We start from the raw sequence: 13,865 nt of genomic DNA on the forward strand, positions 1-13,865 counted from the left end.
GTGCGGCGGGATTCCAGATCGCCGTGTGACGGGATAGGTTCCGACTAGATGCTTGCCGCGCGGGCCATCGGCAAGGGTCCGGCTTGCCAAATGCCGCCGTGCCGCCCATACACGGCTGGGCAATCGCCCCCGCCCCGTTCACGCCCCACCTGCCAGGGATCCTGTCCGATGTCTGCGACGCCGTACCCCCGGTCAAAGCCGTGACGGATCCTTCCATGCCATCTCTCGCCAGCCTGGGCTGGACGGATTTTTTCGGCGACCAGCTCGAGCCCGGCGAAGCCAATCTCGTCCCTGCGCGGATCGCCACGGTCCATCGCGACCGCCTGACCGGCCTGTCCCGGGCAGGGCCAATCGATCTGACGCTGCCGGCGCAGGCGAACACCGGTGACTACGCCGTCGGCGACTGGGTGCTCGTCCACGCGCATGACCGGCTTGTGCAGCGCCGCCTGACCCGCAAGACGGTGCTGGAACGCCGCACCCAGGGCGGTCGGGTGCCGCAGCTGGCAGCGGCCAACGTCGACACCCTGTTCATCGTCACCTCATGCAATGCCGACTTCAATCCGGCCCGGCTCGAGCGCTATCTGGCGCTGGCCAACGAGGCTGGAACGACGCCGGTGATCCTGTTGACCAAGGCCGATACCGCGGCCGACGCCGAGGCGTATCAGCGGCAGGCTGCCGCGCTGCAGCGCGGCCTAGCGGTGGTGACGCTGAACCCGCGCACATCGGATGCGGCAACCGCGCTCGCCGCCTGGTGCGGTGCCGGCCAGACGGTCGCGCTGATTGGCTCCTCCGGCGTCGGCAAATCGACGCTGGTCAACACGCTGGCCGGATCGGCCCAGCGCTTACCGCAACAGACCGGAGACATTCGCGAACACGACGCCAAGGGGCGCCACACCACCACGTCGCGGTCGCTGCATGCCATTGCGGGTGGCGGCTGGGTGATAGATACGCCGGGAATGCGGACGCTGCAGGTCAGCGACGTCGCCTACGGCATCGACACGCTGTTTGCCGAAATCACCGAGCTCGCGCCGCTCTGCAAGTTCCGCGACTGCACACACGTGCATGAACCGGGCTGCGCGGTGCAGGCCGCCTTGAAGGCAGGCACGCTCGATCCGGAGCGTCTTGCCCGCTGGCGAAAACTGTCCGACGAAAACCAGAGCAACACGCCGGTTCAGAGCGGACCTCGCGGAGCCAAATCCCCCGGCGGTCGCGGAAAAAGGCGTTGAACGACCGAGGCACTGCCCCTGGCTTCAGAGCCGCGCCGTGCCGAAAACACGATCCCAGAATATGGACGTGACACCGAAATTGACCGTTTCGTCGACATGATGATGCACGGCGTGACGGCGCTTGAGTGTGTAGAGATAACTCGGATGGGAGGGGTGCCAATGATGGATCATGTGATGGACGCTGATGTACCAGAGGTAGCCCAGCATCAGTCCGCAACTTACAGCGCTTGCGGCGGCGAAACCTGAAATCATCCAGACCGGGAAAAATGCGACCAGCGCATGCACTCCCAGACTGAGCCAGGTCGGCGTGCCCACCGAACTGCGCTCTTCGACATGATGACGATCATGCAGGTCCTTGATGTAGGGAATGTGGTGAAGGACGAACCTGTGCAGGACGTATTCGGTCAGCGTCCAGAGCAAGAGGCAGGCGACGACAGTGACTATCCAGCCCGGCGCATTGTCTTCGCCGGCCTCGATCAGCCCGGCCACTGCCAGCACGGCGATCACTAGCGGGTACGCCACGAAGTCGCTGTAGTAGCCAATAAGACCGAGTTGCATCGTCACGCCTCATCTAGCCTTCGAGCCGCCAAATAAGCGATGGTCAGATTGCCGGACTCGCGGGTGAGGAGCAATGCAGTCGCACCTGACATAGCGTCGCAATCATTCGGCGCAAGGTCGGCGCCCATGACCAGGGAATCGGTGGACCGCCGCCTTCGCAATCAGCTTTACAAACGGACATTAAAAAATGGCAAAACGTAGTGCGGGGTTGCTGATCTACCGCCAAGACGACGGCGGTCTTCGGGTGCTGCTGGTTCATCCGGGCGGACCGTTCTGGGCGAAGAAGGACGATGGCGCGTGGTCGATACCGAAGGGCCTCGTCGATGAGAACGAGGACGAGTTGACGGCGGCGCGACGCGAGACCGAGGAAGAGCTCGGCATCAAGGTCGATGGTCCCTTCACGCGGCTCGGCGACTACAGGCAGCCGGGTGGAAAGATCGTCGTGGCGTGGTCCGTCGAGGCGCGTATCGACATCGATGTGGCAGCCATCAGGAGCAACACCTTCACCATGGAGTGGCCGCCAAGGTCGGGATCGATGAAGGAATTCCCGGAAGTCGACAGAGCCGGCTGGTTCGCCTTGCCCGAGGCCGAGGTCAAGATCCTCAAGGGGCAGCGACCGATGCTGTCGGATCTTGCCAGGCAGCAACGCTGAACGATAATCGCCGGCGGTGCGGCGCTTAAAGCGCGCCGCGCTTCAAGGCTTTGTTTTGTGCATGTCGTTGTCCCAAGACCGGGACCACTTTTGGGCGACATGCATCAGGCCGCGAACTCATAAAAGCGAAGCGACAATCTGATGGCCGCCAAGACCATGCTCGTCAAGAAGGCGCCGCTTGGCACTGAATGCAGCTTCAAAGCAACTCCTCGCGCACGCGAGAACAGTCGCTAGCGCCGAGTGTCGCAATTGAGCGCCAGCTCGGCGCATCTTCATGGCGACTTTCTCACTACTCCCGGTACAAATTATTGGTCAGGTCAGCTGACTCAAGGAGAATTTGCATGCGCGGTCATTGCTTATGTGGCGCTATTGCTTTCGAAGTCGATGGCCCGGCACAAGCATGCGTGAGCTGTCATTGTGAAAGTTGTCGGCGGCAATGCTCTGCGCCGATGACCACCTACATTGGCGTCTTGGACAGCCAATGGCGATGGCTGGGTAAGTCGCCGAAGGTATTCAACTCTTCTCCCGGTGTGGAAAGAACATTTTGCGAGAAATGTGGCTCGCCGCTGTCCTTCCGCTCAAAGAACATGTCCGGTGTCATGCATTTTTTTGCCGCAGCGATGGAGGAGCCGGAAAAATTTGCACCAACGCTGCATGTCGCTTTTGAGGAGAAGCTCCCTTGGTTGAAACTCGCCGACGGCCTGCCGACACGGTTTGGGCCTGACTATACGAAAAACTAGTAAGGCAGGCCGACATAGTTCTCGGCGAGCGCGGTCGACGCTGCACGCGAGTGTACGAGGTAGTCGAGCTCGGCCTCCTGGATGCGCTGACCGAAATCGCCGGTGTCGGGAAAGCGGTGCAGCATCGTCGTCATCCACCAGGAGAAGCGTACCGCCTTCCAGACCCGGGCCAGCGCCTTGCCTGAATAGGCATCGATGCCGGCCATCGATTTGTCGCGGTAGAAGTCGCGCAAACCGGCAAACAAGTAGCGTACATCGCTGGCGGCGAGGTTGAGGCCCTTGGCGCCGGTCGGCGGCACAATGTGGGCGGCGTCCCCAACCAGGAACAGCCGGCCGAAACGCAGCGGCTCGGCAACGAAGGAGCGCAGGGGCGCGATCGACTTCTCGAAGGAAGGCCCGGTGACCACGCTTGCCGCTGTCTGCTCCGGCAGACGGCGACGCAACTCATCCCAGAAGCGGTCGTCCGACCACGCCTCGACGCGGTCGCCCTCGGGGCACTGGACATAGTAGCGGCTGCGATGCGTCGAGCGCATCGAGCACAGCGCAAAGCCCCGCTCGTGGTTGGCGTAGACCAGTTCGTGATCGGCCGGCGGCACTTCCGCCAGCACGCCGAGCCAACCGAACGGATAGTGGCGCTCGAAGGTTTTCAGCGCGCGCTCTGGCACCGATTTGCGGCTGACGCCGTGATAGCCGTCACAGCCGGCGATGAAGTCGCAGTCGATGCGATGGGTGACGCCGTCCTTGTCATACGTGGCAAAAGGTGCCTTGCCGTCGAAATCGTGCAGCGTGACGTTTGCCGCCTCGTAGATCGTGGTCAGGCCTGCCGCATCGCGCTTGTCCATCAGATCATGCGTCACTTCGGTCTGGCCGTAGACGGTGACATGCCTGCCGCCGGTCAGCGCCTCGATGTCGATGCGGTGCAGGCGTCCGTCGAAGGCGAGCGAGATGCCGGAATGCGGCAGCCCTTCGGCGTGCAGCCGTGCCGCGGCACCCGCTTCCTCCAGCAGTTCGACGGTACCCTGTTCGAGCACACCGGCGCGCACGCGGCCGAGAACATGCTCGCGGCTGGCGCGCTCCAAAATGACCGTCTCGATGCCGATCGTGCCGAGAAGCTGGCCGAGCAGCAGGCCGGACGGTCCTGACCCGATAATGAGGATCTGTGTGCGCATCAGCGTCCCAGGCTTTCGACCTGCCCGGCCAGTTCGGCGGCAAGGCGCAGCGACGCGGCTGTCGCCACGACCATCTGCGGCAGCAGCAGCCATTCCAGCGTCCAGGCAGCACCGGAGCGCTCCTGTTCATGCACCAGCGCCTGATGCATGCCGGAAAGCTGCGTGGCGTTGAAACGAGCAAGCGCCACCAGCGCCTCGGCCTTTACCGGATTCTGCTTGTGCGGCATGGCCGACGAGCCGCCACCGCCAGATAGTTCGATGTCGGTGCCGCCTTGCGCCATCAGCGCAATGTCCTGGCCGAACTTGCCGAGGCTGCCCGTCACCAGCGACAACCAGCCGGCGAAATCGGCGAGCGAATCGCGCTGGCTATGCCATTGCGGCGCATCGGCAAGGCCGAGCTTTGCCGCGAAGGCGGCCCGCACCGCCGGCCCCTTGTCATCCAACTTTTCAAGAGTGCCGGCGGCGCCGCCGAACTGCACCACCAACAGGCGCCTCGACTGTTCCGACAATCTCTGCTGATGCCGTTGCAGCGGCGCCCGCCATGCTGCCACGCGATTCGATACCCGGATGGGAATAGCGTTCTGCATGCGGGTGATCCCGGTCAGCGCCCTGCCCCCGAAGCGCTCTTCGAGCGAGGCGAGGCGCATGCCGGTTTCGGTCAACAGGAGGCCAAGATGTTCGACGACGGATTTGAGCCGAAGCATCAGGCCTGTGTCGACGACATCCTGACTGGTCGCGCCGAAATGAACGGAGGCACCATGCGGTTCGCCGACCGCCGCCCTGATCTGGCGCACCAGTTCCGGCACGATGACGCCGTCCCTGGCGACACCGGCGCGCAACAAGGCGGTGTCGGGCCGGAATGTGCCGAGCCCCGCCACGATGGCTGCTGCCGCCTCCCCCGTGATCAGTCCGTTTTCCGCCTCCACTTCCGCCAGCGCGCGCTCGAAGGCCAGCATCGCCTCGATTTCCGCCTCGACGGAAAAATGCCGGCTCGCTTCCTCGTCGCCCAGAAGAGCGGAGAGCAATGGATGGTCGAAGGGCGAAACGGTCATGGCGCGGGCCTCCTAGCTGTCGAAGAAGACCGTTTCCTTCTCCCCCTGGAGATGGACGTCGAAGACATAAATATCGCCGGTGCGCTCGGCGATCAGCGTCGGCACGCGGATGCGATGCTCGATGCGCGCCAGGATCGGATCCTGCGCATTGGCCTTCTCCTCGTCGGAAAAATAGAGCCGTGTGTGCAGGCCGAGATTGATGCCGCGGGCAACGATCCAGAGCGTGATATGCGGCGCCATCAGGCGGCCATCGGCGAAAGGCACGCGACCCGGCTTGATGGTGTCGAACGTGCACAGGCCGGTGTCCATATCTGTCGGGCAACGGCCCCAACCGAAAAAGTTCGGATCCGCAGCACCGCGTAGTTCCGCCGGCGAATTGTAAAGCCCGTCGGCATCCGCCTGCCATATTTCGATCAGCGCGTCCTTGAGCGGCGTGCCGGTGCCGTCGAGCACGCGGATGCGCAGGCCGATGCGCTCGCCCTTGGTCTTGTCGTTGACCATGGCGGCGCCAAGATCGCTCGGGTAGACGCCGCCGATGCCGCAGAAATTGGGCGTCAGCCCGATATGAACGTAGGGTCCCGCGGTCTGCGAAGGGCTTTCCCTTAGCCGGTCGAGCGACTGGGCCATCAATTGCCCTCCAGCCTGTTTTCGAACAGCGAGGAGCGGCGCCCGCGCAGCACGATGTCGAACTTGTAGGCGCGCGCGTCGAAGGGGATCGTCGATTGCATGTCGAGCGCGGCGATCAGCGTTTCGATCGCTGACTGGTCGGGAATGCCGCGCGCGATGGGGCAGTGCCAGATCAGCGGGTCGCCCTCGAAATACATCTGCGTGATCAGCCGTTGCGCGAAGCCATGGCCGAAGACCGAAAAATGGATGTGCGATGGCCGCCAGTCGTTCGGCCCGTTCGGCCAGGGATAGGGACCGGGCTTGACGGTGCGAAAGGCATAGCCGCCATCCTCACTGGTGATGGCGCGGCCGCAGCCGCCGAAGTTCGGGTCGAGCGGCGCCAGGTAGCCGTCCTTCTTGTGGCGGTAGCGGCCGCCGGCATTGGCCTGCCAGAATTCGAGCAGTGCGCCGGGCACGCCAACGCCACGTTCGTCGAGCACCCGCCCATGGACGATGATGCGCTCGCCGATGGCGCTCTCGCCGGGTCTGGCGAAATTGTGGATCAGGTCGCCATCGAGTTCGCCGAGCATAGCGTGACCGAAGACCGGCCCTGCAATCTCCGACAGCGTGTTGTCGAAGGCGAGCAGCGCCTTCTGCGGCGAACGCAACACGGAAGTCTTGTAGTTCGGCGTCAGCGCCGGCGGATGCCAGGTCCGGTCGCGCTGGAAAAAGGCGCCGGTCTCGGGCTTCCGGTTCGATCCGGACTCAGCGGGCATTCTTGGCTCCGTCCATTTCCGAAAACACGTCCTTAGCAATCTTGAAGGCACGGTTGGCGGCCGGCACGCCGGCATAGATGGCGACATGCAGGAACGCTTCGCAGATGTCGTCGCGCGACGCACCGGTGTTGGCGGTGGCACGCACATGCATGGCGACCTCCTCATCATGGCCGAGTGCTGCCAGCAGCGCCAGCGTGACGATCGAGCGCTCGCGCTTGGTGAAGCCCGGCCGTGCCCACACCGTTCCCCAGGCGGCCTCGGTGATCAGCTCCTGGAAAGGCTGGTCGAAACCGGTGGCGGCGACCTCGGCCCGGTCGACATGCGGATCGCCGAGAACGGACCGCCGTACGCCAAGGCCCGTGCGATATCTGGCGGTGTTGCCGGGGACTTCATCCATGGGTTTCGGCTCCAAGGGTAAGCGATGCGATAAAATGGCGGATCAGCGCAACAAGTGCTTCGGGCTGTTCGACACAAGGAATATGTCCGGCGTCGCGGATGATCTCGAAGCGCGCGCCGGGAATGAGAGCGGCCAGCGAGCGGACAAGATCGGGAGGCGTCGAGCCGTCCTGATCACCGGCGATGCAAAGCGTCGGTACGGAGATACGGCGCGCAGCCTCGGTGAAATCGGCGTCGCGAACGGCCGCGCATGTCCCGAGATAGCCGGCGAGCGCCTGCCTGGTCAGCATGTTCCAGTAGCCGTCGAGCTCGGCTGAGCGCGTTGCATGGAAGCTGGGGGTGAACCACACTTTGAGCACCCCATCGGCAATCTCCTGGATCCCTTTGCTTTCGACCGTTGCGATGCGCGTGTTCCAGCTGTCCGTCGTGCCGATCTTGTGGGCCGTGTCGCACAGGATCATGGCCTCGACGATCTCGGGTCGCCTGGCATAGAGGCCTTGCGCGACCATGCCGCCCACCGACAGGCCGCACAGTACGACCTTCTCCAACCCGAAATGATCGAGGAGCGCCGAGAGATCGTCGACATGATCGTCGATCGACCTGATGTCGCCGATGTCGGACAGGCCGTGGCCGCGCTTGTCATAGACCAGCAAGGGCATTTCCCCATCAAGAGCCGAGACAATTTCGTCCCAGATCCGGAAGTCGGTGCCGAGCGAATTGATGAACACGATCGGGCGCGCACTGCCGTTCGCCTCGACGTGACGGTGGTGCAGCGTGATGCCGCCGATGGTGACGAATGGCACGATTTCGATCCTCCATCTCCACATTGCACAAGGCATTTGGTTCGGTAAAATGATATTTTGCGCCGTTTCATTAACTCAGGGGTTATCAAATCCATGTCCGAGAGCCGCATCCGGTTCCGTCACCTGCAGGCATTCCTGGAAGTTGCACGGCAGGGAAGCGTGGCGAGAGCGGCCGATTTGCTGCATGTCAGCCCACCGGCGGTGACCAAGACGTTGCGCGAACTGGAAGAGGCGCTCGGCGTGGCGGTGGTCGAACGCGACGGCCGCGGCATCAGGCTGACGCGCATCGGCGAGATCTTCCTTCGCCATGCCGGCACGGCGATCACGGCGCTCAAGCAAGGCGTCGATTCCGTTCGGCAGGATGGGGCGGTCAACCGGCACCCGATCCGCATCGGCGCGCTGCCGACGGTGTCGGCGCGGGTGATGCCGCTCGCCATGACCCTGTTCCTCAAGGAGGGCACCGGGGCGGCGATCAAGATCGTCACCGGCGAGAACGCGGTGCTGCTCGAACAATTGCGCACCGGCGCGCTCGATCTCGTTGTCGGGCGGCTGGCAGCGCCGGAGAACATGACCGGCTTCTTCTTCGAGCACCTCTACTCCGAACAGGTGCTGTTCGTGGTGCGAGCGGGACATCCGCTGCTTGATCCCGGGCAGGACGTGTTCGCACGGCTTGACGAATTCCCGATGCTGATGCCGACGCGTGAATCCGTCATCCGTCCCTTCGTCGACCGGCTGTTCATCACCAACGGCATGACCGCGCCGGCAACCGAGATCGAAACCGTCTCGGACTCGTTCGGTCGCGCCTTCCTGCGGCAGAGCAATGCCGTCTGGATCATTTCGGCCGGCGTCGTCGCCAATGAACTGGGCAGCGGTGCCTTCGTCGCCTTGCCGGTCAACACCGAGGAAACCAAGGGCCCGGTCGGCCTGACGATGCGGACGGATACCGCGCCCTCGCCGGCCTTCTCGATCCTGCTGCAGACCATCCGCGAAGCGGCAAGGCAAGGCAGCTGACGTCTCGGACATTCCAACCGGACGTCGTCTCGGTCGGGCAGTTTCCTAACCCACGGGTTAATGAAACACCGCAAAATATCATTTTACCGAACCAAACCAGTGGTGCACTGTGACGATGGAGGAGCCACAGAGGGAGGAAAATATGACCCACGCCATTGGCAGCAGATCCACCATTCCGGGCCTATCGCGACGCCAGTTCATCGCCACATCGATTGCCGGCGGCGCAGCGCTCGCGCTTGGGGGCCGCGGCGCCTTTGCTCAAGCAGGCGACACGCTCAAGGTCGGCTTCGTCAGTCCGCGCACCGGGCCGCTCGCCGGTTTCGGCCAGACCGACGGCTACGTGCTCGATCTGGCCCGCAAGGCGCTGGCCGGCGGGCTCGACTTGGGCGGCAAGAAGTACAGCGTTGAAATCCTCGACCAGGATACGCAGTCCGACCCGTCGCGCGCCGGCCAGTTGGCCAAGGACCTGATCAACAACCAGGCCATCGACCTGATGCTGGCGGTGTCGACGCCCGAGGTGATCAACCCGGTGGCCGACGCCTGCGAAGCCGCCGGCGTGCCGTGCCTGTCGACAGTCATGCCTTGGGAGGCCTGGTACTTCGGCCGCGGCGCCACGCCCGGTGCACCCTCGCCGTTCAAATGGACCTATCATTTCGGCTTCGGCGTCGGCGAGTTCTTCAAGACCTACATCTCGCAGTGGAACCTGATCGAGACCAACAAGAAGGTCGGCGTCATGTATCCGAACGACGCCGACGGCAACGCCATCCGTGCCAATCTGGCGCCACTGCTGGCCAAGCAAGGGTTCACCATCGTCGATCCCGGCGCCTATGAAACCGGCACCACCGACTATTCCTCGCAGATCGCGCTGTTCAAGCAGGAAGGCGTCGAGATCTTCAATTCCTTCCCGATCCCGCCGGACTTCGCGGCGTTCTGGCGACAGGCGGCACAGCAAGGGCTGATCAAGCAGATCAAGATCTGCCAGGTCGCCAAGACCGGGTTGTTCCCCTCGGATATCGAAGCGCTAGGCGATCTCGGCATGAAGATTTCGAGTGCCGCCTACTGGCACAAGGCATTCCCCTACAAGTCGCCGCTGACCGGCGTTTCGGGAACCGAGCTGGCCGACGGCTACGAGGCGGCCAGCGGCAAGCAGTGGACGCAGCAGCTCGGCGCCTCGATGTCGCTGCTCGACGCCGGCTTCGAAGCGCTGAAGGCAAGCAGCGACGCCAAGGACAAGGCCGCGGTGGCCAAGGCGCTGAGCCAGCTCAAGACCGAGACGATGATCGGCAAGGTCGACTTCACCAGCGGTCCGGTGGCCAATGTCTCGCCCGGCCCGATCATCGGCACGCAATGGGTGACCGCCAAGGAAGGAGCCAAGTTCCCGCTCGACTATGTCGTGACCGAGAATGCCACGGACCCGAAAGTGCCCGTCGAAGCCAAGCTTCTGCCTTACAACGGCTGATGGACCGCTGACGAGGATCGCCTGGTGACCCATCCGCAACAACAGGCGATCCTCGCCGCCGCCGCTATCCACAAGCGCTTCGGCGCACTTGTGGTGCTGGATGCCGTCGACTTCACCATGGCTGCCGACGAGGCGGTCGGCATCGTCGGCCCGAATGGTGCAGGCAAGACGACACTGCTCAGCGTGCTGGCCGGGGCTTTTCCACCAAGCTCGGGCACGGTCAGCTTCAAGGGCGGCGATGTGACGGCACTGCCGGCGACGCAGCGTTGCCGGCTCGGCCTGGTGCGCACGCACCAGTGGCATGACCACCTTCGAGAATGTCTTCGTCGCCGCCTCGCACGGCGCCGGTCTCGGCCGCGACGAGGCCTATGAAGAGGCGCTCGGCTCGCTGAAGCTGTGCGGCATGCTGGGCGTTGCCAACCGGCGCGCCGAAACGCTCGGGCTGCTCGACCGCAAGCGGCTGGAACTGGCAAGGGCGCTTGCCGCAAGACCGACGCTGCTGCTGCTCGATGAGATCGGCGGCGGGCTGACCGATGGCGAAGCCAGCGAACTTGTCGACACGATCAAGGAATTGCGCCGGCGCAAGATCGGCATCGTCTGGATCGAGCACATCGTGCATATCCTGCTGCAGGTGGCCGAGCGCCTGATCTGCATGGATGCCGGCAAGATCATCGCCGACGGCGCGCCACAAGCGGTGATGGCCGACCCGGAGGTCGTGCGCGCCTATCTCGGCGGAGGCCCGAAATGAGCCTGCTGTCGGTCGCGAACCTGGTTGTCCGGCACGGCCTGTTGCAGGCGGTGCGCGGCGTGAGCTTCACGATCGAACGCGGCGAGACGCTGGCGCTGGTCGGTGCCAATGGCGCCGGCAAGACGACGCTGCTGCGGGCTATCGCCGGGGCGCATCAGCCGGCAGCCGGCCGCGTGCTGCTCGACGGCGCCGATCTCACCGGCGTGCCGTCGCACAGGCGCGTCGGCATGGGCATCGCGCTGGTGCCGGAGGGACGCAGACTGTTCGTGCGGATGACGGTCGAGGAGAACCTCCTGCTCGGCAGGACTGTCGGCCGGTCGGGCGACTGGAGCGTCGACAAGGTGCTCGAGATGTTCCCCAACCTCAAGCCGCGCCGCCATGCCAGGACGGGCCACCTCTCGGGCGGCGAGCAGCAGGCGACGGCGATCGGCCGGGCATTGATGAGCAACCCGGAACTGCTGCTGCTCGACGAGGTTTCGCTCGGCCTGTCGCCGCTGATCGTCGACCGTGTCTACGCCGCGTTGCAAGGGCTGATCGCTTCAGGCACGACGATCATCCTGGTCGAACAGGACCTCAACCGGGCGCTCGCTGTATCCGACAGGGTCATCTGCATGCTCGAAGGGCGTGTCGCGCTCGAAGGAGCAAGCAAGGAGGTTTCGCGCGACGAGGTGACGAAGGCCTATTTCGGCCTGCACCGGAAAAGCACCGGGAGCGTTCCCGCATGAGCAACCAGATCATCCAGGGTATCCTTCTCGGCGGCTACTACGCGCTGATCGCCTGCGGCCTGTCGTTCATGTTTTCGGTGATGCGCATCATCAACCTCGCGCACGGCAGCCTTGCCGTGTTTTCTGCCTATGCGCTGTGGTGGCTGGCCTCGCGATTCCACGTCTCGCCCTTTGTCGGCCTGCTCATCGTCCTGCCATTGATGGCGGCGATCGGCTGGGCGCTGCAGCGCTTCCTGCTCGAACGCAGCGCGCGCGGTGGAGCCCTGCTGCCGATCCTGACGACGTTCGGCCTGGCCATCGTCATCGACAATCTGCTGTTCGAGCAGTTCGGCGCCGACACGCGTTCGCTGGCGCCCTATATTGGCAGCCTGTCCTATGATTCCTGGGAATGGCCAGGCAGCATCTATGTCGGCAAGCTCGCGGTGATGATGTTTGCCACCGCAATTGTCCTGCTCGGCGGGCTGCAATTGTTCCTCACGCACACCAGGCTTGGCCGCTCGATCCGCGCCACCTCGGAAGACCCCGATACGGCCGGCCTGGTCGGTGTCGATGCCCGCCGCGCCAACGCCATTGCCGCGGCCATCGCCATGGTCACGGTTGGCCTTGCCGGTGCGTTCCTGGGCATGCGCGCTACCTTCGATCCCTATGCCGGGGCGCCGCAATTGCTGTTCGCCTTCGAGGCGGCGGTGATCGGCGGCGCCGGTTCGCTGTGGGGAACGCTGATCGGCGGTATCGTGCTGGCGCTTGCCCAGACGCTCGGCGCACAGGTGCATCCGCAGGGGTTTCTGATCGGCGGCCACGCTGTCTTTCTCGTCGTGCTTTTCGTGCGGCTGTCCGCGTCCGGCCTCGGCCTGCGCGGCCTGCTGCGCCTCGGGAAGACGTCATGAGTGCTCCCGCCGCCATGCCTGTCATCGAGCGCGGCACGGCGACATCGCGGATTGCCGCGATGGCCGTCGCCGTCATCATCGCCTTGCTTGCGATCGCGCCGCAGTTCCTGTCGGCCGGTGCGGTCGACCGCATGACCGCACTGTTCATCTATGTGATCCTAGCGGCGATGTGGAATGCGCTGGCCGGCTTCGGCGGGCTGGTCTCGGTCGGCCAGCAGGTGTTCTTCGGCCTCGGCGCCTATTTCGCCATCCGGCTGGCCGATGCGGGCCTCAACCCGTTCCTGGCGCTGTTCGCCTCCGGACTTGTCGTTGGCGTGGTGTCTATCCCGCTCTCGCTTTTCATGCTGCGGCTGAGAAATGGCGAATTCGCCATCGGCATGTGGGTGATCGCGGCACTCACGCATCTCTTGGTCAATCTCGACCGGCTGGTGCAGGGCGAAACCGGCACCTCGCTGATCTCGCTGAATGTCTACGACGCCGGCACTAGGCGAGCGACGATCTACTGGCTGGCGCTGGCCTCGATGACCGCGCTGCTTGCCATCCTGTTTGGTCTGCTGCGCGGCAGCACCGGTGCCGCGATCCGGGCGATCCGGGACAATGAGGACGCCGCCGCCTCGGTCGGCGTGCGCGTCACCGGCACCAAGCGGCTGCTGTTCGTGCTTGCCGCCTTCGGCATCGGCATTGCCGGTGCGCTGTGGCTGGCGACCTCCATCACCTTCCAGCCGAAGACCTACTTCAACGTGCAATGGACCGCCTACATGATCTTCATGGTGCTGGTTGGCGGCATCGGCACTTTCGAGGGCGCCATTCTCGGCGCGCTGGTGTTCTTCCTCATCGAGACATGGTTCGGCGGCACCGGTGTCTGGTATCTGGTCGGGCTTGGCGCCACGGCGGTGCTGTTCTCGCTTTTCCTGCCGCGCGGCCTGTGGGGGACGATCGAGGAGCGCTTTGGGCTTCGCCTGCTGCCGGTCGGTTATCGCGTCAGGCTCGCGGCGGCCTCCGCAGATGACGACGCGACGCCACAACAAACCACGAAGCATCAGGAAAAGGCATGACC

The 13,865-nt window shown here is 64.2% G+C and carries 15 protein-coding genes and 1 pseudogene; 9 read left to right on the plus strand and 7 right to left on the minus strand.

Features of this window, described 5'->3' with window-relative positions; translation table 11 throughout:
* Window positions 1–215: 215 nt before the first annotated feature.
* Window positions 216–1,226: a ribosome small subunit-dependent GTPase A gene (rsgA, locus tag AC1D2G_RS10705; RefSeq protein WP_477413808.1), complete on the plus strand. Its 1,011-nt coding sequence runs from the start codon at window positions 216–218 to the stop codon at window positions 1,224–1,226.
* 24 nt (window positions 1,227–1,250) lie between these two features.
* Here the strand turns inward: rsgA and AC1D2G_RS10710 are convergent, their stop codons facing one another.
* Complete coding sequence (locus AC1D2G_RS10710) at window positions 1,251–1,784, minus strand: sterol desaturase family protein (protein ID WP_477393868.1); 534 nt, start codon at window positions 1,782–1,784, stop codon at window positions 1,251–1,253.
* Window positions 1,785–1,971: 187 nt separating this feature from the next.
* Here AC1D2G_RS10710 and AC1D2G_RS10715 point away from each other — a divergent pair, with 187 nt between their 5' ends.
* Window positions 1,972–2,436, plus strand: a complete 465-nt coding sequence (locus AC1D2G_RS10715; RefSeq protein ID WP_477413810.1) for an NUDIX hydrolase — start codon at window positions 1,972–1,974, stop codon at window positions 2,434–2,436.
* Between the two features lie 341 nt (window positions 2,437–2,777).
* Entirely contained in the window at window positions 2,778–3,176 is a 399-nt protein-coding gene (locus tag AC1D2G_RS10720; RefSeq protein ID WP_477413812.1) for a GFA family protein, read from the plus strand.
* On the opposite strand, the gene pobA is transcribed toward AC1D2G_RS10720, so the two are convergent.
* The 6 genes from pobA to pcaD are packed head-to-tail and all read right to left on the minus strand — an operon-like array spanning window position 3,173 to window position 7,978.
* A complete protein-coding gene (gene pobA / locus AC1D2G_RS10725) occupies window positions 3,173–4,345 on the minus strand; it encodes a 4-hydroxybenzoate 3-monooxygenase (protein WP_477413814.1) in 1,173 nt (390 codons plus the stop codon). The genes AC1D2G_RS10720 and pobA overlap by 4 nt on opposite strands.
* Window positions 4,345–5,397, minus strand: a complete 1,053-nt coding sequence (locus tag AC1D2G_RS10730) for a 3-carboxy-cis,cis-muconate cycloisomerase (RefSeq protein ID WP_477413816.1) — start codon at window positions 5,395–5,397, stop codon at window positions 4,345–4,347. Before AC1D2G_RS10730 ends, pobA begins: the two co-directional genes overlap by 1 nt.
* 12 nt (window positions 5,398–5,409) lie before the next feature.
* Window positions 5,410–6,024, minus strand: a complete 615-nt coding sequence (pcaG, locus tag AC1D2G_RS10735) for a protocatechuate 3,4-dioxygenase subunit alpha (RefSeq protein WP_477413818.1) — start codon at window positions 6,022–6,024, stop codon at window positions 5,410–5,412.
* A complete protein-coding gene (gene pcaH / locus AC1D2G_RS10740) occupies window positions 6,024–6,779 on the minus strand; it encodes a protocatechuate 3,4-dioxygenase subunit beta (RefSeq protein ID WP_477413819.1) in 756 nt (251 codons plus the stop codon). Before pcaH ends, pcaG begins: the two co-directional genes overlap by 1 nt.
* On the minus strand, window positions 6,769–7,176 hold the full coding sequence (gene pcaC / locus AC1D2G_RS10745; RefSeq protein ID WP_095080935.1) for a 4-carboxymuconolactone decarboxylase: 408 nt from the start codon (window positions 7,174–7,176) through the stop codon (window positions 6,769–6,771). Before pcaC ends, pcaH begins: the two co-directional genes overlap by 11 nt.
* Window positions 7,169–7,978 carry a 3-oxoadipate enol-lactonase gene (pcaD, locus tag AC1D2G_RS10750; protein WP_477413821.1) on the minus strand — a complete coding sequence of 270 codons (810 nt, stop codon included), beginning with the start codon at window positions 7,976–7,978 and terminating at the stop codon, window positions 7,169–7,171. Before pcaD ends, pcaC begins: the two co-directional genes overlap by 8 nt.
* A gap of 93 nt (window positions 7,979–8,071) precedes the next feature.
* Between pcaD and pcaQ the strand changes: the two genes are divergently transcribed.
* From pcaQ to AC1D2G_RS10780, 6 genes and pseudogenes are all read left to right on the plus strand, one after another.
* Complete coding sequence (pcaQ, locus tag AC1D2G_RS10755; RefSeq protein ID WP_477393883.1) at window positions 8,072–8,989, plus strand: pca operon transcription factor PcaQ; 918 nt, start codon at window positions 8,072–8,074, stop codon at window positions 8,987–8,989.
* Window positions 8,990–9,131: 142 nt separating this feature from the next.
* Window positions 9,132–10,448: an ABC transporter substrate-binding protein gene (locus AC1D2G_RS10760; RefSeq protein WP_477413823.1), complete on the plus strand. Its 1,317-nt coding sequence runs from the start codon at window positions 9,132–9,134 to the stop codon at window positions 10,446–10,448.
* A 117-nt stretch (window positions 10,449–10,565) separates the two neighbouring features.
* A pseudogene (locus AC1D2G_RS10765) lies at window positions 10,566–11,196 on the plus strand (ABC transporter ATP-binding protein).
* On the plus strand, window positions 11,193–11,921 hold the full coding sequence (locus tag AC1D2G_RS10770; RefSeq protein ID WP_477413825.1) for an ABC transporter ATP-binding protein: 729 nt from the start codon (window positions 11,193–11,195) through the stop codon (window positions 11,919–11,921). Before AC1D2G_RS10765 ends, AC1D2G_RS10770 begins: the two are co-directional and overlap by 4 nt.
* The gene (locus AC1D2G_RS10775) at window positions 11,918–12,808 is read left to right on the plus strand and encodes a branched-chain amino acid ABC transporter permease (protein ID WP_477413827.1); all 891 of its coding nucleotides are present in this window, start codon (window positions 11,918–11,920) and stop codon (window positions 12,806–12,808) included. The genes AC1D2G_RS10770 and AC1D2G_RS10775 overlap by 4 nt, the downstream gene beginning before the upstream one ends.
* Complete coding sequence (locus tag AC1D2G_RS10780) at window positions 12,805–13,863, plus strand: branched-chain amino acid ABC transporter permease (RefSeq protein ID WP_477413829.1); 1,059 nt, start codon at window positions 12,805–12,807, stop codon at window positions 13,861–13,863. The genes AC1D2G_RS10775 and AC1D2G_RS10780 overlap by 4 nt, the downstream gene beginning before the upstream one ends.
* Window positions 13,864–13,865 lie beyond the last annotated feature (2 nt).

The organism is Mesorhizobium sp. P2_C7 (genome assembly GCF_056404515.1).

What these genes read in the sequence shown, in the direction of transcription:
- AC1D2G_RS10770 (WP_477413825.1), top strand. Translation starts at nt 11,193, where the DNA reads ATGAGCCTGCTGTCGGTCGCGAACCTGGTTGTCCGGCACGGCCTGTTG.
- pcaH (WP_477413819.1), bottom strand. Translation starts at nt 6,779, where the DNA reads ATGCCCGCTGAGTCCGGATCGAACCGGAAGCCCGAGACCGGCGCCTTT.
- AC1D2G_RS10710 (WP_477393868.1), bottom strand. Translation starts at nt 1,784, where the DNA reads ATGCAACTCGGTCTTATTGGCTACTACAGCGACTTCGTGGCGTACCCG.
- pcaC (WP_095080935.1), bottom strand. Translation starts at nt 7,176, where the DNA reads ATGGATGAAGTCCCCGGCAACACCGCCAGATATCGCACGGGCCTTGGC.
- AC1D2G_RS10775 (WP_477413827.1), top strand. Translation starts at nt 11,918, where the DNA reads ATGAGCAACCAGATCATCCAGGGTATCCTTCTCGGCGGCTACTACGCG.
- AC1D2G_RS10715 (WP_477413810.1), top strand. Translation starts at nt 1,972, where the DNA reads ATGGCAAAACGTAGTGCGGGGTTGCTGATCTACCGCCAAGACGACGGC.
- pobA (WP_477413814.1), bottom strand. Translation starts at nt 4,345, where the DNA reads ATGCGCACACAGATCCTCATTATCGGGTCAGGACCGTCCGGCCTGCTG.
- AC1D2G_RS10720 (WP_477413812.1), top strand. Translation starts at nt 2,778, where the DNA reads ATGCGCGGTCATTGCTTATGTGGCGCTATTGCTTTCGAAGTCGATGGC.
- rsgA (WP_477413808.1), top strand. Translation starts at nt 216, where the DNA reads ATGCCATCTCTCGCCAGCCTGGGCTGGACGGATTTTTTCGGCGACCAG.
- pcaQ (WP_477393883.1), top strand. Translation starts at nt 8,072, where the DNA reads ATGTCCGAGAGCCGCATCCGGTTCCGTCACCTGCAGGCATTCCTGGAA.
- pcaG (WP_477413818.1), bottom strand. Translation starts at nt 6,024, where the DNA reads ATGGCCCAGTCGCTCGACCGGCTAAGGGAAAGCCCTTCGCAGACCGCG.
- AC1D2G_RS10760 (WP_477413823.1), top strand. Translation starts at nt 9,132, where the DNA reads ATGACCCACGCCATTGGCAGCAGATCCACCATTCCGGGCCTATCGCGA.
- AC1D2G_RS10780 (WP_477413829.1), top strand. Translation starts at nt 12,805, where the DNA reads ATGAGTGCTCCCGCCGCCATGCCTGTCATCGAGCGCGGCACGGCGACA.
- AC1D2G_RS10730 (WP_477413816.1), bottom strand. Translation starts at nt 5,397, where the DNA reads ATGACCGTTTCGCCCTTCGACCATCCATTGCTCTCCGCTCTTCTGGGC.